This window comes from Asticcacaulis taihuensis, from assembly GCF_900100255.1.
Classification (GTDB): domain Bacteria; phylum Pseudomonadota; class Alphaproteobacteria; order Caulobacterales; family Caulobacteraceae; genus Asticcacaulis; species Asticcacaulis taihuensis.
The window spans coordinates 881,717-902,183 of sequence record NZ_FMTS01000001.1 but is presented as its reverse complement, the minus strand read 5'-3'; the positions used below and the strand labels follow the sequence as shown (position 1 = coordinate 902,183).

At 60.7% G+C, this 20,467-nt stretch carries 18 protein-coding genes and 1 tRNA gene; 13 read left to right on the top strand and 6 right to left on the bottom strand.

The window, feature by feature from the left end; genetic code table 11:
• Window positions 1-23: 23 nt before the first annotated feature.
• The gene (locus BLO49_RS04305) at window positions 24-605 is read left to right on the top strand and encodes a helix-turn-helix domain-containing protein (RefSeq protein ID WP_090644605.1); all 582 of its coding nucleotides are present in this window, start codon (window positions 24-26) and stop codon (window positions 603-605) included.
• A 248-nt stretch (window positions 606-853) separates the two neighbouring features.
• On the opposite strand, the gene BLO49_RS04300 is transcribed toward BLO49_RS04305, so the two are convergent.
• Window positions 854-2,101 carry a D-amino acid dehydrogenase gene (locus tag BLO49_RS04300; protein ID WP_090644603.1) on the bottom strand — a complete coding sequence of 416 codons (1,248 nt, stop codon included), beginning with the start codon at window positions 2,099-2,101 and terminating at the stop codon, window positions 854-856.
• Window positions 2,098-3,225 carry an alanine racemase gene (alr, locus tag BLO49_RS04295; RefSeq protein WP_090644600.1) on the bottom strand — a complete coding sequence of 376 codons (1,128 nt, stop codon included), beginning with the start codon at window positions 3,223-3,225 and terminating at the stop codon, window positions 2,098-2,100. The genes BLO49_RS04300 and alr overlap by 4 nt, the downstream gene beginning before the upstream one ends.
• Before the next feature lie 856 nt (window positions 3,226-4,081).
• Between alr and BLO49_RS04290 the strand changes: the two genes are divergently transcribed.
• The 9 genes from BLO49_RS04290 to BLO49_RS04250 all read left to right on the top strand — a co-directional run bounded on the left by BLO49_RS04290 (window position 4,082) and on the right by BLO49_RS04250 (window position 12,494).
• Entirely contained in the window at window positions 4,082-4,972 is an 891-nt protein-coding gene (locus tag BLO49_RS04290) for a MotA/TolQ/ExbB proton channel family protein (protein ID WP_090644598.1), read from the top strand.
• Between the two features lie 5 nt (window positions 4,973-4,977).
• Entirely contained in the window at window positions 4,978-5,412 is a 435-nt protein-coding gene (locus BLO49_RS04285; RefSeq protein ID WP_090644594.1) for a biopolymer transporter ExbD, read from the top strand.
• A 272-nt stretch (window positions 5,413-5,684) separates the two neighbouring features.
• A complete protein-coding gene (locus tag BLO49_RS18575; protein ID WP_281187194.1) occupies window positions 5,685-6,137 on the top strand; it encodes a TonB family protein in 453 nt (150 codons plus the stop codon).
• Window positions 6,138-6,392: 255 nt separating this feature from the next.
• On the top strand, window positions 6,393-7,091 hold the full coding sequence (locus BLO49_RS04275) for an energy transducer TonB (RefSeq protein ID WP_090644588.1): 699 nt from the start codon (window positions 6,393-6,395) through the stop codon (window positions 7,089-7,091).
• Between the two features lie 135 nt (window positions 7,092-7,226).
• The gene (locus BLO49_RS04270; protein ID WP_090644586.1) at window positions 7,227-7,985 is read left to right on the top strand and encodes a M48 family metallopeptidase; all 759 of its coding nucleotides are present in this window, start codon (window positions 7,227-7,229) and stop codon (window positions 7,983-7,985) included.
• A gap of 96 nt (window positions 7,986-8,081) precedes the next feature.
• A tRNA-His gene (locus BLO49_RS04265) sits at window positions 8,082-8,157 on the top strand.
• Window positions 8,158-8,257: 100 nt separating this feature from the next.
• Entirely contained in the window at window positions 8,258-9,349 is a 1,092-nt protein-coding gene (locus BLO49_RS04260) for an NAD(P)/FAD-dependent oxidoreductase (RefSeq protein WP_090644583.1), read from the top strand.
• 64 nt (window positions 9,350-9,413) lie between these two features.
• Window positions 9,414-10,349: a transglycosylase SLT domain-containing protein gene (locus tag BLO49_RS04255; RefSeq protein WP_139159616.1), complete on the top strand. Its 936-nt coding sequence runs from the start codon at window positions 9,414-9,416 to the stop codon at window positions 10,347-10,349.
• Between the two features lie 102 nt (window positions 10,350-10,451).
• Window positions 10,452-12,494 carry a M13 family metallopeptidase gene (locus BLO49_RS04250; RefSeq protein WP_090646104.1) on the top strand — a complete coding sequence of 681 codons (2,043 nt, stop codon included), beginning with the start codon at window positions 10,452-10,454 and terminating at the stop codon, window positions 12,492-12,494.
• Window positions 12,495-12,514: 20 nt separating this feature from the next.
• On the opposite strand, the gene BLO49_RS04245 is transcribed toward BLO49_RS04250, so the two are convergent.
• Complete coding sequence (locus tag BLO49_RS04245; protein WP_090644578.1) at window positions 12,515-14,323, bottom strand: ATP-binding response regulator; 1,809 nt, start codon at window positions 14,321-14,323, stop codon at window positions 12,515-12,517.
• Window positions 14,324-14,569: 246 nt separating this feature from the next.
• Between BLO49_RS04245 and spbR the strand changes: the two genes are divergently transcribed.
• Complete coding sequence (spbR, locus tag BLO49_RS04240) at window positions 14,570-15,757, top strand: SpbR family protein (protein WP_090644575.1); 1,188 nt, start codon at window positions 14,570-14,572, stop codon at window positions 15,755-15,757.
• A 38-nt stretch (window positions 15,758-15,795) separates the two neighbouring features.
• Here spbR and BLO49_RS04235 read toward each other — a convergent pair whose 3' ends face one another.
• Window positions 15,796-17,148 (bottom strand): hypothetical protein, encoded by a 1,353-nt coding sequence (locus BLO49_RS04235; protein WP_245678852.1) that lies wholly within the window; start codon window positions 17,146-17,148, stop codon window positions 15,796-15,798.
• A 297-nt stretch (window positions 17,149-17,445) separates the two neighbouring features.
• Between BLO49_RS04235 and BLO49_RS04230 the strand changes: the two genes are divergently transcribed.
• Window positions 17,446-18,249: a DUF2336 domain-containing protein gene (locus tag BLO49_RS04230; protein WP_170828198.1), complete on the top strand. Its 804-nt coding sequence runs from the start codon at window positions 17,446-17,448 to the stop codon at window positions 18,247-18,249.
• Window positions 18,250-18,314: 65 nt separating this feature from the next.
• Window positions 18,315-19,073, top strand: a complete 759-nt coding sequence (locus tag BLO49_RS04225; RefSeq protein WP_090644570.1) for an NAD kinase — start codon at window positions 18,315-18,317, stop codon at window positions 19,071-19,073.
• Here BLO49_RS04225 and BLO49_RS04220 read toward each other — a convergent pair.
• Together BLO49_RS04220 and modB are read right to left on the bottom strand one after the other, a co-directional pair.
• Window positions 19,070-19,792, bottom strand: coding sequence for a molybdenum ABC transporter ATP-binding protein (locus tag BLO49_RS04220; RefSeq protein WP_090644568.1), 723 nt, complete (start codon window positions 19,790-19,792; stop codon window positions 19,070-19,072). The two genes, BLO49_RS04225 and BLO49_RS04220, sit on opposite strands and share 4 nt — an antisense overlap.
• The gene (gene modB / locus BLO49_RS04215) at window positions 19,785-20,459 is read right to left on the bottom strand and encodes a molybdate ABC transporter permease subunit (RefSeq protein ID WP_090644565.1); all 675 of its coding nucleotides are present in this window, start codon (window positions 20,457-20,459) and stop codon (window positions 19,785-19,787) included. The genes BLO49_RS04220 and modB overlap by 8 nt, the downstream gene beginning before the upstream one ends.
• Between the last annotated feature and the right edge of the window lie 8 nt (window positions 20,460-20,467).

Sequence of the window (20,467 nt, the reverse complement as noted above, 5' to 3'; positions counted from 1 at the left end):
TAATTTGAAAAAGAACAATACGAATGTCCAACCCCGCCATTGAAGGCCCGCCCGCCATAGGCGCCACATTGCAGGCCCTGCGCCAGGGGCAGAAACTGTCGCTCGATGAACTGTCGAAGCGAGCAGGGGTTTCCAAGTCGATGCTGTCCCAGATCGAGCGCAATACTACCAATCCGACCGTCGCCGTGCTGTGGCGATTGTCCAATGCGCTGGGGGTCTCGATCACCGACTTTCTGGCCAGCGGCCGGCCGGAACGGGCTGCGCCGCTGATTTCGGTGGTGGCGGTTCATGCCACGCCGTCTCTGATCAATCCGGATGGTCAGAGCGAGTTGCGAATCCTGGGGCCGATCGAACTGGCCGGAAAGTTTGAATGGTATGAACTGATCATCCAGCCGGGTGGGTCTTTGACTTCTGAAGCGCATGAGCCAGGCGCGCGCGAGCATCTGTCCGTCCTGTCCGGTTCTGCTGTTGTGCGGGCCGGTGCCGAAGAGACGAAGCTGCGGCAGGGGGAGACGGCGCGCTATGCCGTGGATGTGCCCCATGCCATTTCAAATCCCGGCAAGTCGGTGGCGACCATGCTGCTGGTGGTTGCTCATCCCGATTAGGTCGATAGTCCGCGGTGTGACTCGATTTTTAAGGGAATCCACAGATTGCACAGATTGGCACAGATTTTTTCAGTGCTTTCGCAGCGATCTCGCGTAATAGAGCCTGAATTCGGCGCGAAGTGCCAGTCTGTCACGACAAGGCTCTTGCTGAAAAGTTACAGGTCATGCGCGGCACAATCTGTGTAATCTGTGGATTCCCTTATCCTTTAAGATCTTGAGCCGCGCGTAGCGGCTAAAGTGATTTCACCCTAACTATAGCGCGCTATCGACAGGTCCGTCGTGTCAATTTCCGGTTTTACACCGCTAATCATATCGGCCAGTACTCGTGCCGAGCCGCAGGACATGGTCCAGCCGAGCGTGCCATGGCCGGTATTGAGCCAGAAATTGTCATAGCCCGTCCGGCCGATCACCGGTGTGCCGTCGGGCGTCATCGGGCGCAGGCCGCACCAGAATTTCGCCTGTGACTGGTCGCCCGCGCCGGCGAAGAGATCCTCGACCGAGTGGGTGAGGGTAGCCTGGCGGGCCGGGGGCAGATCCATATTGAAACGAGCGATCTCGGCCATGCCGCCGATGCGGATACGGTCGCCCAGACGGGTGATGGCCACCTTGTAGGTTTCGTCCATGACGGTCGAAACGGGGGCGCGGGCCTCATTGATGATCGGTACGGTGATCGAATAGCCCTTGACCGGATAGACCGGCAGGTCGAGGCCCAGCGGCTTCACCAGTTTCGGCGTATAGCTGCCCAGCGCCCCGATAAAGACGTCGGCCGTATAGGTGCCCTGGTCGGTTTCAACGGCGGTGATCTGACGCCCGTCATGCCTCAGGCCGCGAATATCGACATTATATATGAAGCGCACGCCGGCGGTCTCAGCGAGGGCGGCCAGGGCGGTGGTGAACTTGTGGCAGTCGCCCGTTTCGTCATTGGGCAGGCGCAAACCACCGACAATCCGGCTGGCGTCGATACCGGGTTCGGTGCGGGCGCAGCCGGCCGCGTCCAGTATCTCGAACGGTACGCCGCCGGCCTTCAGCACCTCGACATCCTTGCCAATATTGTCGAGCTGCTTCTGACTGCGAAAGACCTCCAGTGTGCCTTGTGTGCGCTGGTCGTACTGGATGCCGGTTTCGGCCCGCAAGGCGATCAGGCAGTCGCGCGAATATTCGGCGACCCGCACCATGCGGCCCTTGTTGCGCGTATAGCGGGCCTTCGTGCAGTTGCGCAGCATGGAGAGCATCCAGCGCACCGTGGCCGGGTCTATGGTCGGGCGCACGATCAGTGGGGCGTGTTCCATGAAGAGCCACTTCAGCGCCTTTTGCGGGATGCCGGGGGCCGCCCAGGGCGAAGAATAGCCGGGCGAGACCTCGCCGGCATTGGCAAAGCTGGTTTCGAGCCCGGCGCCGGACTGGCGGTCGAGCACCGTGACTTCATGGCCCGCCTTGGCCAGATACCAGGCGGTGGTGACGCCGATCACGCCGGCCCCGAGGATGAGGATTTTCATGTGTGGCCCCGATATTCGCGGTAGAAGCGACGGCCCAGCGCCGTCAGGATTTCGTAGGAAATGGTGCCGGCATCGGCGGCAATGGTATCGATCGACTGATGCGGGCCGATCAGCTCGACGAAATCGCCCTCGGCCAGCGTACCTTCCGGCAGATCGGTGATATCGACCATCAAACTGTCCATAGATATCCGCCCGACGATCGGCAGGCGGATGTCACCATGCCAGGCCGCGCCACGCGGGCTTAAGGACCGCGGCAGGCCATCGGCATAACCGGCGCCGAGGGTCGCCAGCCGCATGTCGTGCGTGGCGGTATGGGCGCCGCCATAACCGATCCGTGTGCCGGTGGGTACGGTACGGGTTTGAATGACGGCCGCATGCAGGCTGACGACGGCCTGCATCGGGTTTGGGCCGGCGTCATTGGGCGCGCCGCCGTATAGCGCAATGCCTGGGCGTGTCAGATGTTGCAGAAATCCGTCACCGAGAAACAGGCCGCCGGAATTGGCGAGGCTGACCGGCAGGCCGGGGAAAAGCGCGCTGATGTTACGCATATGGGCCAGATGGTCGGCATTGGCAATATTTTCCGGCGTGTCGGCGCAGGCGAGATGGCTCATTATAAAGCGTATATCTAGCGCTTTCAGGGTATCCGGCGCTGCAGCTAGGGCGCGGGCCTCTTCCGATGAAAGGCCAAGCCGCGCCATGCCGGTATCGAATTGCACCACTGCGGGCAGGCGCTGCCCGCGAGTCTTCGCCAAATCAGCCCAGCGTGCGATCTGACGCAGTGAATTAAGCACCGGAATGATGTTCTGGTCGGCGCAGCTCGCCTCGCAGTCTTCGGGCAGGCCATTGAGCACATAAAGTGCGGCATCGGCGGGGAGGCTTGGTCGCAGGGTAAAGGCTTCGCACGCCTGGGCAACGAAAAAATGAAGGCAGCCCGCGTCATAAAGGGCGGTGGCTACCTGAAAGGCGCCCAGTCCGTAGGCATCGGCCTTGACCACGGCGCCCGTAAGGGCCTGCCCGCTACGCGCTGACAATTGTGTGTAATTGGCGACGAGGGCGGCCAGGTCGATGACGAGGTAGCCGCCAGTCCCTGCGGCGCGGGCGCGTGTTTCAGGTGAGGTCTGCATTTGATCGGTCCGGGGAGCGGTAAGTGACAGCTTAGGCCATAGGGTGGGGGATAGGCTGCCAGACTATCGGGGAAACTCCGAAAACGATGCGGCATTCTCGAAGATTTGTCGAACAGGCGCAAAAATCTTGCACATTCGCTAGGACGGTACAATGCAACCGGCTGCCGCCGTGTGTCGGCTGATGCTGAATACCACTTTAACGCGCCGACAATGCCGCGAACGCGCGTCTTTTCTCAGCGCCGACCGTTATGTGGGAGGGGCAAGGGGGAAAATGACGAGTCGAAAATCCCTTATAACGCCGTTTTTGGGAGCGCTAACATATCGGGTACGTGTCCGGGGGTTGCAGTTACGGTACAAATTTCGCCTTAAAGGCGTTTTTTGCGAACGGACAGCCGCGGCAACGAATTTTTTTTGACCATGCGGCAAATTTTTTTTGCGCCCCCTTTGCAACATTAACTATCGGACATGTTTGAACTTTTGCTTCACAGTTTGGTAAGGGCTGGGTTTTAGAGGTCACGGTGGCGTGAAAAGTCTGTAACTGACACCTTGACGTTTAAGGCGTAGCCGGATCATTTAGGCCCAAACCGCTTGGGTCACGGGTGTAACAGCCTGTAACAAAGAGGTCGCCTTTTGAGCCGCTTTGGTTCATACTGGCAGAGTTTGTGCCCTGGCACAGCGTGATACGGACGTCAGATTTCGTACGGGCTATGTCGGGACACGGGGACTCGTTGGGGCCTGGGGCTTGCGCCTGAGGTCTTTTGCGCGTCTGTTGTTTTTAACATGGGGTAAACGCTTCCCCTTTAGTCCTTGGTCAACCCTTCGGTGGGTGAAGTCCATATTCAGGAATTGGCGAAAAATGCTCGAACACAAGAAATCTAATCCGCTCATTGCTCTGCTTGGCGCTGCCGCCCTGCTGATGAGCGCTCCCGCCATGGCCGCCACGGCCGCGGCCCCCACCTCGGCCGCCGCTTCGGTCGCCGCCCCGACGGACACGGCCGCTCCGGCCGCCGACGAAGCCACGACGGAAGACAGCTCGTCGACCGCCGCCGCGCCGCACGCCGCCAATGTCGATTTCGTCTCCATGTTCATGGGCGCGACGGTTGTCGTTAAGCTCGTCATGACCCTGCTGGCCATCTGCTCGGTCATTTCCTGGGTTCTGCTGATCATGAAGCTGATGGACTTCTCGTCGCTGAACCGCGTCACCACGAACTATCTCGAAGCCTATCGTGGCGCCCGTTCGATCGCCGACATCAACCGCATCTCGGTTTCGGACGAGTTCGCCGGTAACCCGCTGGCCGACATGGCCGCCGTGGCAACCGAAGAAGTCCAGCTCTCGAAGCAAGCCGGTCTGTCGATCTCGGGCGAGCATCGTGACAGCGTTCTGCACCGCGCCCAGGCTTCGGTTGCTGCTGTTCAGGCCGGTCTGGCCAAGCGCCTGTCGGGCGGTCTGTCCTTCCTGGCCTCGGTCGGTTCGACCTCGCCCTTCATCGGTCTGTTCGGTACCGTTTACGGCATCATGAACTCCTTCATCTCGATCGCCCAGTCGCACACGACCAACCTGGCCGTCGTTGCTCCGGGTATCGCTGAAGCTCTTATGGCTACCGGCCTCGGCCTGATCGCCGCTATCCCGGCCGTTGTCATGTACAACATCTTCAACACCTCCATCTCCAACTATGGCATCCGTTCGGAACAATTCGTCTCCGAACTGATCAATTCCCTGTCGCGTCAACTCGACAAAGGGGCGTAACTGATATGGGAGCCAAGCTATCAGGTGGTGGCGGCTCGAAGTTTCACGTCGAAGCCAACAGCGAAATCAACGTTACGCCGTTCGTCGACGTCATGCTGGTTCTGCTTATTATCTTCATGGTGGCGGCACCGCTCGCCACTGTGTCGGTAGAAGTGAAGCTGCCCCCGGCGATCGCCAAGCCGATCGCCAACCCGCCGAAGCCGGTCTACATCTCGCTGCAAAAAAGCGGCAATGTGTATGTCGGCAACGAACTATCGTCGCTCGATACCCTTGGGGATGATCTCAAGAAGGCAATCGGTGCACGTAACCCCGATGAAGAGCGTATTTTCATCCGTTGTGACAAAGGCACCCGCTACGCTGAGTTCATGAAGGTGATGAACAAGCTGCAGGACAATGGTTTCTACAGCGTCGCCCTTCAGGGTGAAGACGACGCAAAGTAAGAGGGTCTTAATTTATGGAAGAAACACCCCATAGGAAACGGGACCCGATTCTTGATCCGCCAGAGAAGAAGTCTTCGGCCTCTCTCTGGGTCGGTCTTGGCGTCGCCGCCGCGCTGCACTTAGGTGTCGCGTACTACTTCCTCCAGGCGAAATTTGAGCTGAAGGCGGAAAAGTTTACGGATGAGAAGGTGAACGTCGACCTGGTCGCGCCGCCGCCTCCTCCACCTCCGCCTCCGCCTCCACCTCCGCCACCCAAGGCGCCGCCGCCTCCCGTGGTTCAGCCGCGTGAAGCGCCGCCTCAGCCGAACATCACGCCGCCACCGCCGATCCCCGTGCCGCCTGTTCCGCAGGAAAAGCGCGTGGAATACAAGGAGCCGCCGGCGCAGATGAACACCGGTACGCCGCCGCCAGTGACCCCGCCAGGGCCTCACTATGTGGCCGGTAAGTGGAGCTATCCGAGCGGTGACGTTCTGGCCGATCTGTATCCGGATCGCGCTCTGAACGACGAAGTTGAAGGTACGGTCACGATCGACTGCGCGATCAATGCATCGGGCCGCGTGACCTCCTGCGACGTGGTGAACGAAAGCCCGAAGGGTTATGGGTTTGCCGCAGCTACGGTCAAGGCGTTCATCAAGTACGCCAAGGTTGACCCCTCTTCGGTTGGTGGTCAGTTGCGTGACGGTGACCGTCGGAAGTTCACCTATAAGTGGACGTTGCCGGGCTGATTACCGCCCAGGCTCAAGAACCAGGAAACACCCCGGATTTATCCGGGGTGTTTTTTTGTGCCTGTCGTGGCGAATTGATGTGGCTTTGACGCTTGCGTCAAATTTGAAACGGGAGTACCTTTTTACCAGAGCAAGAAAAGTAAATCCTATATACTCGTTGATGCAGGTGCGTACAGCATTGTGTCGGTGATGTTTTTGCCGGGCGGGGCTGTAATCCCTTCTGCGTGGTTTTTGTAATCATGGAGGAGATTTATTATGACAGAGGCTGTTCACAGCTTTCATTCGCCCATATTTGACACCCCAAGATCAAAAAAGCTGCCACCTTCCTTCTACTGGGGCATATTGTTTGCTGTTATTCTGCATCTGGCCCTGTTGTATTATTTCTTCAACCAGACCTTCACCACGGCCATAGTCGAAAACTCGCCAGAGCCGCCGCCTGCGATCGTGGAGATTTACAAGCCGCCCCTGCCGCCACCGCCGCCTGATCCGGCACCGGCACCCAGGAATGTCATTGTGGCGCATCCCCCTGTCGCTGAAGCGCCCCCGACGGTCCCGACCGTGCCGCTTGATCCGCAGGTGACGGCCAAGCCCGACGAGGGCACAAAGACGCCGCCAATCATTAGCGCCGCATCCGGCGACTCGTCTTCAACAGCCGCCGCCAGTCCCTATGTAAAGGCGCGCTGGACGCGGTTCCCGGATGCGAATGCCCTGGGGCAATACTATCCATCGCGCGCGGCGGATAATGAGGTCGAAGGGACGGCCACTGTCGAATGCACGGTGCTCGACAAGGCAGGCCGCGTTCACTGTACGGCCTTGTCTGAAAGCCCCGGAAATTACGGCTTCGGCCCGGCCACGGTCCGGATGGTCCAGGATAAGGGCCGGGTCGATACCAGCCAGGGCGATGTGAAAATCGGATCCGTGCTGCGTACCACCGTCAAGTGGCAACTGAACTAAGGTGTGAGATCTGTAGAGACGCCCCGGACATGTGTCCGGGGCGTTTTTTCATGCGCAAACACATGTTCTTTTTATCTGCCACAGGTTAGGGTGGTCAAAAGTGACACTGGTGACATGACATCTGAGGGAGAGACCATGAGGCGTTATCTGAAACTGTCCGTGCTGGGGCTGGCGCTTTTAGGGGGCGGCGCCCTGACAGGCTGCGAAACCAATCAGACGCTGGGGCGGTCGCAATTTTTGCTGGTGGATGACGCGGCCCTGGAACAAAGCGCGCTGGCGGCCTGGCAGGAGCAACTCAAGACGGCGAAGATTTCAAAAGATCCGACGCTGAACAAGCGCATCCAGACGGTGGGGGCGCGGATTGCCGCGGCATCCGGCCTGGGCGCGACCGGCTGGGAATATGTGCTGTTTGATGATCCTCAGCCCAATGCCTTCGTCATTCCGGGCAAGAAGGTCGGCATCAATACCGGCCTGTTCAAGGTGGTGAAGACGGACGACCAACTGGCGGCGGTGATCGGCCACGAAACGGCGCACGTTCTCGGCAAGCACGCGGCCGAACGCGCCTCGCAGCAGATGGCGGCGCAAGGGGCGTTACAGGTGGCGACAGGGGCCACCAAGGGCAATGTGCAGAAGGCGATCGCCAGCTATGGCGGCCTTGGGGCGCAGGTCGGTATCCTGCTGCCCTATTCCCGCAAGCATGAATCCGAAGCCGACCGTATTGGTGTTGATCTGATGGCCAAGGCCGGTTATCGGCCCAGCGCCGCCATCGAGGTGTGGCAGAATATGATGGCGCAGAATTCGGGCGCGCCGCCGGAATTCCTGTCGACCCACCCCTCTGACAAAACGCGCATCAAGGACTTGCAGGACTATATCGCGGCCAAGGGATATAAGTAGGGACGTGCTGCCCTGACCTGAATCTTGTATAAAACGCATATAAGGGCTTGATTGAGGGGCCGGGCCATATTAGAGGATGGCCCCTCGCGTTAGCGTGCCGCCTTAGCTCACTTGGTAGAGCGCCAGATTGTGGCTCTGGAGGTAGCCGGTTCGAAACCTGCAGGCGGTACCATCGCGTTTTTCCCACGCATCTTCAGGCGCTGGTCGGATAATTCCCTGAAATGTCAGATTGCCGCATGGCTTCCACGGGCGGAATCGCGTAGGTCGTCCTCATGACGCAATTGCCCTCCCGATCAGTCATTGTTGTTGGCGGCGGTATTACCGGCCTGACGACCGCGGTTGCCTTGCAGGCCAGTGGTCACAAGGTGACGCTGATTGCCCGCGATGCACCGGAAGATACGGCTTCAGGCGTGGCGGCGGGGATGATCGCGCCGGCTATGGAGGCCATGAACGAGCCCGATCCGGCCTTCAGTTACCAGCGTCTCAGAAATGCGCAGCAAGCTTGGCGCGAAGGGATAGAATTGTGGCCACCGAGACTGCGCTTCTTATGGCAGTTTGCTCAAGAAGAGGGCCATTCATATTTTATATGGCCCGAAAACGAAGGGGATGGGCCGCCCGATAGACTCGTGATGACAGGCGCGGAATTGCAAGTCGTTTCGGCGGAGACGCGAAAGTGGTTAAATTTGCAGCCGGAACTACAGATTCTGCGCGTAATGGACGACGGGCGGGTGCCGGCTTTACATCTATTGAAAGAATTTGAAGCTCATTTCTTGGTTTCGGGCGGGAACTTAATACGTGGCGAAGTCTATGGGGTCGAAGCCAAACGTGTCCGTGTCCGACATGGCGGCTGGGTAAACGCCGACCAAGTCGTGATTGCAGCAGGTTACGGCGCGTATGGGCTGCGGCATCCTGTGCCCGTGCTGAAAAAACTAAGTCCAATCAAAGGGCACTTGCTTGATCTATCGCAGATTACCAATCCGGTCGTTTTGCGAAGTACTAAAGGCTATTTGGTCGGTGGCAGTACAGGCGGCGCGTTTGGCGCCACCATGCAGGCCGGACGGGCGGACCTCGATATTGAGCCGGCCGTGGTCGCTGATCTCAAAGGCCGCGCAAAGACCCTGTTTCCCGACCTCGAACTGGACAAGGCCGTGCCGCGCACCGGTATTCGCGCCTCCACGCCGGACGGCTGGCCGCTGATCGGCCGCGACCCGGCGTCTGGCGTTCTGGTCGCCACGGGGATGCGGCGCAATGGTTATGTCTTTGCGCCTATGGCAGCTAAGATCATTCTGGCCCTGGTCGAGGGCCGGGAAAGCCCGGACGGCGGAATCTACAGGCCGGACCGCTTTCGCAATCCGGAAAATTAACACACGTTAAGCGCATATTAACCACGCGACCGGCAAAATCTGCCGGTCCGCAATGGGTGTGTTGATGCGTAGCTATATTCCTCAAACGGTTGATCCGAACATATTGAGCCAGATGGCGGACCAGATGAGCCGCGGTGTCAGCAACACCGCGCGTCAGGCCGGGACCGGCGTCATGGGCGCCTTGCAGCGCGCGGCCGATGCCACCGGCGTGGATTTCAACTACCTGGTCAAGACGGCGACGCGGGAAAGTTCGCTGAACCCCAATGCCAAGGCGCCGACCTCGTCGGCGGCGGGGCTGTTCCAGTTCATCGAGCAGACCTGGCTGGGGGTTGTTAAAAATCACGGCGCCAAACACGGCTACGGTGCCTATGCCGATCAGATCAGCAAGGGGCGCGACGGCCTCTATCACGTCAGTAACCCGGTGGCGCGCAGGCAGGTGCTCGGCCTGCGTTATGACGCCAATGCCAGTGCCGTCATGGGGGCGGAACTCACCGCCGGTCATGCCGCCTATCTCAAAGGACGTATTGGCCGCGACCCGACTCAGGGCGAACTCTATGCCGCGCACTTTTTGGGGCCCGATGGCGCCGCCAGCCTGATCAGCGCCAGCCAGAGCCGGCCCAATGCCATTGCCGCCAATCTGTTTCCGGCGGCGGCGCGGGCCAACCGCAGTATTTTCTACAGGAATGGCCACGCGCTCAATGTCACGGATGTGGTCGCCAATCTGACGCGCACCGGCGGCGCATCGACCGTCACCGTCCGTCCGCTGGACCCGATCGAGGACAATGCCCCCGGCAATACTCTGCTGGCTGCCCGCTGGGACAAGGTCAAGGCCGATCAGGCGATCATGAACATGGTCTTCGGCAGCGACGGCCAGCAGAGTATGCTGTTTGCCACGCAACTGATGTCGGCCTTCGGTCCCGGCGAAGAAGGCGATGGCGACAATAAGCCCGGCGACAGTTCGGGCGGTTTCGACAAAGCCTTCGGGAATCTGATGGGGTAAACCGGGCTCTCAATGGATTGCTGTTTTGTAATTTGACTTTGTGACGAAACAGTTCGTCACATATGAGACAATACAGAACAGCAACCCTGGTGGGAGATGGTCATGAAAAAGCTTCGGCTGATATTCGGCACGGCAATGGCGACGGTATGGCTGTGTGGCGGCGCCTTGGCGCAGGATCACACGGTCGATCTCAAGGGGATCGACAGTTCGGTCAAGGCCGGCGATGACTTCTATAAGTACGCCAATGGTGCGTGGATTGCGGCGACCGAAATCCCGGCCGACAAGTCGTCCTATGGTCCCGGCGCTGTTCTGGTCGAAAAGACCAATGACGAGGTCAAGGCGCTGATCCAGAATGCCGCGGCCGCAGCATCAGCCAGCGAAGGCCAGCGCAAGGTGGGCGATTACTATGCCGCCTTCATGGATGAAGACGGCATCGACGCCAAGGGGCTGGCGCCGCTTAAAGGCGATTTCGACGCCATCAACGCCATCCATGACACGGCCTCGCTCTCGGCCTATCTCGGCAGCCAGCTTCGCGCTGATGTCGACGCGCTGAACGCCACCGACATGTACACGGATCACGTGCTCGGCATGTGGGTGCAGCAGGGGTTCGAAGACCCGGACCACAATATGCCCTATCTGATGCAGGGCGGGCTGGGGATGCCGGACCGCGACTATTATCTCGAAGACTCGGCGGAAATGACTGGCCTGCGCAAGCAATACCAGGCGCATATCTTCTCGACCCTGACCCGCGCCGGTATCACAGATGCCGAAACGAAGGCGGCACAGATCATGGCGCTGGAAACAGCAATCGCCAGAACCCATACCACGCGTGTCGACTCGATCGACGTGCACAAGGCGAACAATCCATGGAAGTCGTCCGATTTCGCCACCAAGGCGCCGGGCATGGACTGGGTGGCCTATTTCAAGGCGGCGGGGCTTGAAGGACAAAAGGATTTTATCATCTGGCAGCCTTCGGCGGTCACCGGCGTGGCGGCCCTGGTCAAAAGCCAGCCGCTGTCGGTCTGGAAGGACTACCTGACCTTCCGCACCATCGAGCATTACACATCGGTGCTGCCAAAGGATTATTATACTGATTATTTTGCCTTCTTCGGTACGGCCATGACCGGCACGCCCAAGCCGCGTGACCGCTGGAAGCGGGCAATCAGCGCCACCAATGGCGCGCTGGGCGAGGTCGTCGGCCAGATGTATGTCGAACGCTATTTCCCACCGGAAGCCAAGGCGAAGATCAATGCCATGGTCGACCAAGAACTGGCCGCCTATCATACGCGCATCGAGAACATCACCTGGATGTCGCCGGAAACGCGGCAGAAGGCGCTGGCCAAGCTGGCAACACTTAAGGTCGGGGTCGGCTATCCGGACAAGTGGGCCGACTACTCAGCGCTGAAGGTCGATCGCGCCGATCCGGTCGGCAATATGAAACGCGCCGAAATGTTCAATTATCAGCTCAACCTTGCCAAGCTCGGCAAGGCGCCCGATCGCGGCACATGGGTGATGACGCCGCAGACGGTCAATGCCGTCAACCTGCCGATGATGAATTCACTGAACTTCCCGGCGGCCATACTGCAGGCGCCCTATTTCGATCCGCAGGCCGATGCCGCCTATAATTTCGGGGCGATCGGCGCCACCATCGGCCATGAGATCAGCCACAGTTTCGACGACCAGGGGGCCATGTTCGATGCGCAAGGGCGTCTGGCCAACTGGTGGACACCGGAGGACCTGGCGCACTTCCAGTCGGCCGGCGCAGCGCTGGCCACGCAGTATGACGCCTATTGCCCGTTTGAGGGCGTCTGCCTGAATGGCAAGCAGGTCTTGAGCGAAAACATCGCCGATGTGGCGGGGCTTTCGGCGGCACATGACGCCTATCTGCTGTCGCTCGGTGGCAAGCCTGATGTGGTCAAGGACGGCATGACCGGCGAGCAGCGCTTCTTCCTGGCGTTCGCGCAGAGCTGGCGCGCCAAGGACCGCGAGGCGGCATTAAAGCAGCAGATCCTGACCGATGGCCACGCGCCGGACGAATATCGCGGCGATACGGTGCGTAATCTCGATGCCTGGTATGCGGCGTTCGATGTCAAGCCGGGCGATAAGATGTATCTGCCGCCGGAGAAACGTGTTCAGGTCTGGTAGGGACGGGGGCTGGTCCAGCTTTAAGCAAGCGCACGGACCAGGGCTTCCCGGTTAAGCGGCATAAGCAATGCGCGGACGCCCAGTTCGCTCAGGGCTTCGGCCTGCAGGCCATCCGGCAGCAGGGCGATAATATTGAGATGGGCGTCGGCTTGTGTGGCGCGCAGGCTCTCAAGCCAGGCCGCCAACTTTTCGCGGTTGGCGGCGTCTTCCAGCGCCTCGAAAGGGCCGGTGCTGATCAGGCAGGCATCGACCGGCGCTTTCCTGGCCAGGGTCAGGGCGCGCTCGCGCGTGGTCGATGTCAGGCATTTGTGGCCCTGATGCTCCAGCACATCGCGCAATTGCGCCGCGCGCAGGCTGTCATTGGCGATCAGCAGAATGCGCAGGGAATGGTCGGGTGCAGTTTCATCGACTTCCGGCTCGGCCGGGCGCGGCGGCGCCTTGGCGTGCCTGTCGAAAGGCAGATCGAGCCAGAATTTAGAGCCGACATCGAGCGTGCTTTCCGCGCCGGTGCGGCCGCCCATGAGTTCGCTCAAGGAACGCGACAGGCTGAGGCCCAGACCGGCGCCCGAATGACCGGAGGAGGTCCGCAAGATACGGCTGTGCGGGGCGAAGGCCAGGGCCAGTTCATCCTCGCTGAGGCCCGGACCGGAATCGACCACTTCGATACGCAGATAGCCTTCGGGCAGATGGAGCAGTTTTAGTTCGACCCGGCCCTGCTGGGTATAAAGCAGGGCATTGCTCAGCAGATGGGCCAGGATTTGTTCGACGCGGTGTTCATCGCCGCGAACGGCGCCCTCCGTCGGCAGGCCCTGCATATTGCAGGTAATAGCCAGGCCCCTGGTGCGGGCCAGATCGGCGAACTGCGCCATCAGGCGCTCTGCGAGCAACTCGATATCCAGCGGTTGCAGGTCAATCTCAATCTGGCCGGCGGCGGCGGTATCGTTATCCAGCGTGGTGACCAGTATGGTTTGCAGATGGGTAATTTCGGCGAGGGCGGCGTCAACATACTGACGCGGCGCCGGGGCCCGCGTCAGGTGGGTAAGGCCCTGCAGCAGGTTCTGCTCGACACCTTTCAGGCCGCTCTGCACCTCGCGTGACAGGGTTTCCATCAGGGCCACCCTGGCTTCATTGAGGGCTTCGGTGTCGGCACGGATGGCTTCGCGTTCCAGCGCGGCATCGAGCTGGGCGTTCTCCAGCAGGTAATGTTCCTGCATGTGGCGGTTGAGGATAAAGGCCATGGCCAGGGCCAGGGCCATGCCGCCGATCATTGGCTGAGCCAATGTGCCGGAAGAATCGAGATGATAGAGGGCAAAAACCGGCCCGGCCGCCGCGAGCGGCCCCAGGGTCAGCAGGAAAAGCAGGACCGGCGCGCTGAAAAAGATGATGCCCACCGCCGCGCCGGCGCAGAGCAGAAGCAGGGTGGCCGTATGGGGACCGGCGCCGATGCTGAGCGATATGGCCAGAAGGGTCAGGGTCCATAGCCCGCCCGCCAGCCACTGCCGCCATAGGCGTTCGCGGATAAGGGCGCGGCGGATGGCGGCATCCGGCACGGGCACCGGCGTCATGCGGCGCGCCGTCTGGCCCTTCATGATCATGAAGACCGTCCAGTTGATGATGAACAGAAGCATGAACAGGCCCGTCAGCCACACGGGCAGGGCGACCTGTGTCGTCCACAGGAACAATGGCAGCCCCATGCCGAAGAAGCCGAGCGCGTAAGGCGCCAGCCGCCACTGCGCGATCAGGCCGTAATCGAGCACGACGGAATCGCGTGAGGCTCCGCGTGGAAGCGGGGCCGGCGTGCGAGACAGGTTAGGGTTGAACGCGTTCATGCGGCCGAGTGTAACAGGTGTTCGTTGCCGCCCGGTTACCTTTGGGAGCGGGATGTAAATTTTTGATGTGGTTTTGTGAAAGGCGGAGCGCGTTTGATTCCCTTGCCGGAAACGGAGGGGGCGCCGTCAGGGCGAGCTTTTCGCCTTATTTATCATGGTAAACAGGGCGGCAACCGTGCGGATAAAGGTTTCATTAGGATTCCGGCGCGACACTGTATTTTCAAGCCTTTCGCAAGGATTCGCCTTATGACCGCCGGTAATATTCTCACTCAGCGCGCCAGTCTGTCCGACCTGGATATCCAGCGCCTGGTCCGCAGCGAAAACGCCGATGATCGCGCGGTCGCCACGCACAAGATCTGCCGGGTCATGGAGCGCGGCGGTTTGTCGGAAGGGGACCGCCGGGCCGCGCAGGAAATCATCCGTATGCTGGCTCAGGACGCCGCCGAACTGGTGCGCCGCGCGCTGGCCGTAACCCTGCGCACGTCCGAGCTTTTGCCGCACGATGTCGCCCTGAAACTGGCGCAGGACGTAATCACCGTATCGGTGCCGGTCCTGACCCATTCGCCGCTTTTTACCGATGAAGACCTGGCCGATATTATCCGTTCGGGCGGGCCGGTGCGCCAGATCGCCATCGCCAAGCGTGAGACGCTGTCGGAGGTCGTTACGTTGTCCCTGGCCGATAATGGCGTCGAGGAAGCCGTTGTGATCGCCTGCGCCAATGACAATGCCCGGTTTTCCGAAGGCGGCATGAACCGGGTCATGGACCGCTTCGGCACGTCGGAAGTGCTGCACAGCGTCCTGGTCAATCGCAAGACCCTGCCGGTTTCCATCAGCGAACGCCTCGTCAATGTCGTCAGCGCGGCCCTGCGTGAGCAACTGATTTCGCAGCACGCGATTTCACCGGAAACGGCTGTTGAAATAGTCAACGCCACGCAGGAGCGTGCCACGGTAGACATGGCAGACCAGGCCGGCGCCAGCTTTGATCCGCAGGGACTGGCGCATCATCTGATGATCTCCGGCCGCCTGACGCCATCGCTGATGTTGCGGGCGCTGGCGCGGGGGCATATCAGCTTCTTTGAGCACGCCTTGGCCGAGCTTTCGGGGGTGCCGCATGAGCGCACCTGGCTGATGGTGCATGACGCCGGCGCCCTGGGCCTGCGCGCCATCTATGATCGTGCCGGCCTGCCGGCACGCATGTTCCAGACCTTCCGCATGGCGGTCGAGACCTTTCATATGCTCCAGGCCGAAGCCGGTCATCTCGATCCGGTCCGGATGCAGGAGCGCCTGATCGAACGCTTCCTGACCCAGGTGCCTTTTGCGCCGCGTGAAGACCTGATCTATCTTTATGAGCGTCTTGACCGCGACAGCAAGGGACGCCGTTGGCAGCGTGCGGCGGAAACCGCCGGCGATGGGCTGACACGCACAGCCGCCTGATCTTAAATGATTTTCAATTACGGTTTGGCGCCGGAGGTTTAGCTTCCGGCGTCTTCCGTTACAGCAGGTGTCGGTGACCTGGGTGACATCAGGGCGGCGGTGCGCATACTGGCGTGGGTGACACCGGCGAGGCGCGCCACGGCCATCTGGCGGTAGTTGTCGAACCCCTGAACCATACAGGCACCGGCGGACACCTTGGCCGCGGCGGCAAGGGCGCCGAGATAGTCGCGCAGATTGTCCTCGTCGCGTTTCGCGCCGTCATATTCGACGCAGACGCCCGACAGGCCGCATTTCGCCAGACCGGCAATCACCTTGCGGTCAGGGCTGACGGAGCCGACAACGGTCATGCAGAAGGGTTTGATCAGGGACACAATTTCCAGCACCCGGTGCGGCGGCACGCCATCCAGGCCGCGAACCTCGAACAGGACTTTCAGGCCCATTTCCATGGCGGCCTTCTGGACCTCCTGGGTGATCCTCTGTCGCGCCCGGGCCGAGGCGAAGGTCGAAAAGGCGGCGGGCACCACCATCATCATTTTGCGCTGTTCAGGGGTGCGCAGTTTCAGCAGTTTCAGGCCCTGGTCGATATTCAGAATATCGACCATTTCGCGCAGGCCCCAGTCGAGATTGGCCAGGGCCTTGCGGTCGAGCAGGGTATTGTCGAGGTTTTCCATCACCAGCGATTCGAGGCGATGGCCGATCAGGACCATCTTCTTCATCTCGAACAGGGGCTCGATCGAACTGGCGACCTTGAGATTGCGGCCGGCATGGGAAAGGCTGGTGGCGACGATCAGCGGCCGCTGTCCGGCGGATGAGCCGCCGTCAGCTTTTGAGTCGTCACCGGAAAAACCATGACGGGCCTTGATCGGGGCGCTTTCGGCATCGCCGGATGGAAAATAGGTAGCGAGATCGATCTTTTTCAGCGAAAGACGGTCAACATCCTCCGCGAGAACATCATAAAGCGGAATTTCCAGAGCCGACATGTCGCCGACGAAGAAACCGCAGAGTTCGCGCCAGGTCTCGGCCATGAAGAGGGCGGCCTTGCGGGAGCCGGATTCAGGCAACATGCCGAGCCAGCAATCCTCATTGATCGGGATGCACCAGTTGGGTTCAGGATGGGCGCGCTCAAAGGCCAGCTTCAGGTGATCGAAAACCTGCTCGCGCTTGTCTTCCCACTTGGCCCCTAAGCGAACAATCAGGGTGTCTAGCTTCAGAAGGAAGGTGTGGCCATTGATATCGACATGGGTTTCCCTCAGGCGCTCGATGATTTCGACCGCGTCATCATGCTCGATAATAAGCGCCTCGCGTCTGCCGGACATCGGCATGGCGGCAGGGCTGGCACTGGCCAACTCGGATATCGGTGCCCTGGGGGTTTCCTGAGACGTATCGGACATGGATGTCCTTTTTATGGGTACACTGAACAGAAACCTATCCTAGCGGCTGTCAATTGAGACAACCTTAATACCGCCCACATTTTTCAAACATAACGTTATTATCTTAACTTGCGGTTGAGCTGCCGGTGTCATGTCCTGGTTATTAAGCAAGTCTTCACCCTGTTTTGTCATACTCCGTTCACCACGATTCTATCCGTTTCAGGTCTTTCCACGCCCTTGTCCGCCCAGCCGCTCGCCATTTTATCGGAAACCAGGCCTGGCTCGCAGCAACTGAGCGTAGCGCGGCCGGAAGGGCCTGTGCGGCATGATTTCCGTAATGCTGGGCTCGCCCTGGCCGCGCGGCCAGCGTTGTGTGAAACCCATGAGGCGGCTGAGCTTTCACCTAGTGACCTGATCCGCTCAGACGAGGATCTGGTGGTGCGTCTGTGCCGGATGCCGGTCGGTCTGGCGGCGCCTTTACTCCGCGCCTCGCTGCCGGCCCTGACGCCGCAGGCGCTTCTGGCCCTGATCGCGGCGAGTGGAGAAGCGCACCATCGCCTGATCGCCGCGCGTCCCGGCCTTGACTGGAAGGTGATCAAGGCCCTGATCCGCACGAACAATGACAGGGTAATGGCGGCGCTTATCCGTAATCCGGCCCTGTCATTCGATGAGGAAGACCAGCTTTCCTTTGCGAGACGCGCATCTGAAAATCCCGACATCCGCGCCGCCATCCTGGCGCATGAGGGTCTGCCCGTCGCCAAGTCGCAGCTTCGCCTGAGCTATGGCAACGGACAGGCGCACGGCAATCTCAAACTGATTGCCCTGGTGCGGGGCGGAGAGGCGGCGGGTTTCGTGCGCGAACTGGCCCGGCGTCTGAAGCTTGACACGGTTGGCCTGGGCCGGGTTCTGGCGTCGGAATCGGCCGTGCCGCTGGCCCTGGCCTGTTGCGCCGCTGGTTTCGATCGCGCTGTATTCCTGCACATCCTGGCGGTCTGGCAGGCCGCCTATGAGGCGGCACCGCAAATGACGGAGGGGCAGAGGCCCCTGGTCCTGTCGATTTTCGGTCTGTCAGCCACCGAGGCGCGCCGCAGGTTAGCCGTACTGATCGATCAGGCGCTCTGATTTGCTTAGACTTATCGGCTAAAACCGGCTTAGATAGGCGCAAATTCACCGTCACAACGGCCCGGATGTCACTTCGCCTCGATTTCACCGCCTCAGACCGCCCCGAAGCGCAGGAAGCCTGCGCGCGTTTAAAGGCGCGATACGGCGCCGCCGCCAATCCGGATGTGGTCGTGGCGCTGGGCGGTGACGGTTTCCTGTTACAGACCGTGCATAAATATCTCAAGGCGCAGATACCGATCTTCGGCATGAACCGCGGCAGTGTCGGCTTCCTGCTCAACGATTATGCCGAAGACAACCTGCTGGAGCGTATCCTCAAGAGCGAAAGCACCCTGATCAGTCCGCTCAGCATGACCGCGCGCACCCGTGCCGGCACCGAGCATACGGCGCTGGCCTTCAATGAGGTGTCGCTGCTGCGCATGTCGCACCAGGGGGCCAAGCTGCGTATCCTGATCGACGGCAAGGTGCGGCTGGACGAACTGATCTGCGACGGCATCATGGTGGCGACGCCGGCCGGTTCCACCGCCTATAACCTGTCGGCGCACGGGCCGATCATCCCCCTGACCGCCAAGGCCCTGGCCCTGACGCCGATCAGCGCCTTCCGCCCCCGGCGCTGGCGCGGCGCCATCCTGCCGCACACGGCGAAGGTGCGGATCGAGGCCCTGGAGGTCGAGAAGCGCCCGATCAGCGCGGCGGCCGATACCTATGACGTGCGCGATGTCATCAGCGTCGATATCGCCGAGGCGGAAGACCTGAAGGCGACCCTGCTGTTCGATGCCGGCAACGGCTATGACGAGCGTGTGCTGGCCGAGCAGTTCGTCAGCTAAACCTTTATGCCGGCTTTGAGCGCGGCTTCTGCCAGGGCGCGGACCTGGGCTTCGCAGAGGCCGTCCAGATTGGCATTGAAGACGGTGTCCGGCGTCTCGATTATCCGTCCCTTGCTCATCCGCAGAACCCGGTCCGCCAGCCGTTCGACCTCATAGGCGTCATGACTGACATAGAGAACGGGCAGGCCGGTATCGCGCGAAAGCGACGCGATCATCGGCACGATTTCGGCCCTGGCCTCGCCGTCGAGGCTGGACAGGGGTTCATCCATCAGCAGAATTTCGGGCGCGCTCATAAGGGTGCGCGCCAGGGCGACGCGCTGGCGTTCGCCGCCCGAGAGTTTGTGCACTGATCGAGAGAGCAGGGGGGGCAGTTTCAGGCGGTCGACCAGCCCGTCGAAATCGATGGTGTGGCCGCCGTTTCTTTTCAGGGCAAAATCGAGATTGCCGCGCACCGAAATATGCGGCAGCAGAGAGGCTTCCTGAAAAACATAACCGATGCGACGTTTATGAACGGGCACGAACCCTTGTCCGTCCTGCCAGATATCCGTGCCAATTTTTACATGGCCTTCGAGCCGGGTCAGGCCGGCAATGGCGCGCAGCAAGGTCGTCTTGCCGGAGCCGGATGGTCCCCAGATCGCGGTGACGCCCTGTGCCGGAACGGAAAAGCTGGCATCCAGGCCAAAACTGCCGGTCATGCCTTTGAGTGAAACCTCAATCATGCCTTTGGCTCCAGCGGCGGTCAATCAGCAGCAGAGAGAGCAGGACAATAAAGGCGAAAATCAGCAGACCGCCCGCCAGCCGGTGCGCATTGGGCCAGTCGAGTTGCTCGACCAGTTGCCAGATGCGGATGGAGACCACCTCGGTCTTGCCGGGAATGGCGCCGCCGATCATCAGCACCACGCCGAATTCACCGACCGTATGGGCAAAGACGAGCAGGGCGGCCGTCAGGAAGCCCTTGCGCGCCATCGGCAGGGCCACGGTGAAAAAGGTATCGAGCGGTGTTGCGCGGAGGGTGGCGGCGACATCGAAAGGGCGCTGGCCCAGGCTTTCAAAGGCGTTGCGGATCGGTTGGATGGCGAAGGGCAGGGAGTAGATGATCGAGCCGATCACCAGCCCGGCGAAGGAGAAGTTCAGGGTGCGGATGCCAAACGGATGCAGCAGGTCCATCAGCGGGCTTTTCGGCCCCATGGCGACCAGCAGGTAGAAGCCCAGCACTGTAGGGGGCAGCACGATCGGCAGGGCGACAACGGCGGTGACGATATCCTTGAATAAACTACGGTTGCGCGATAGCCACCAGCCGATCGGCGTGGCGATCACCAGCAGGGACAGTGTGGTGACCGTTGCGAGCAGAACGGTAACATGAAGGGCGCTGGCAAGATCCGTCATGGCGCCTT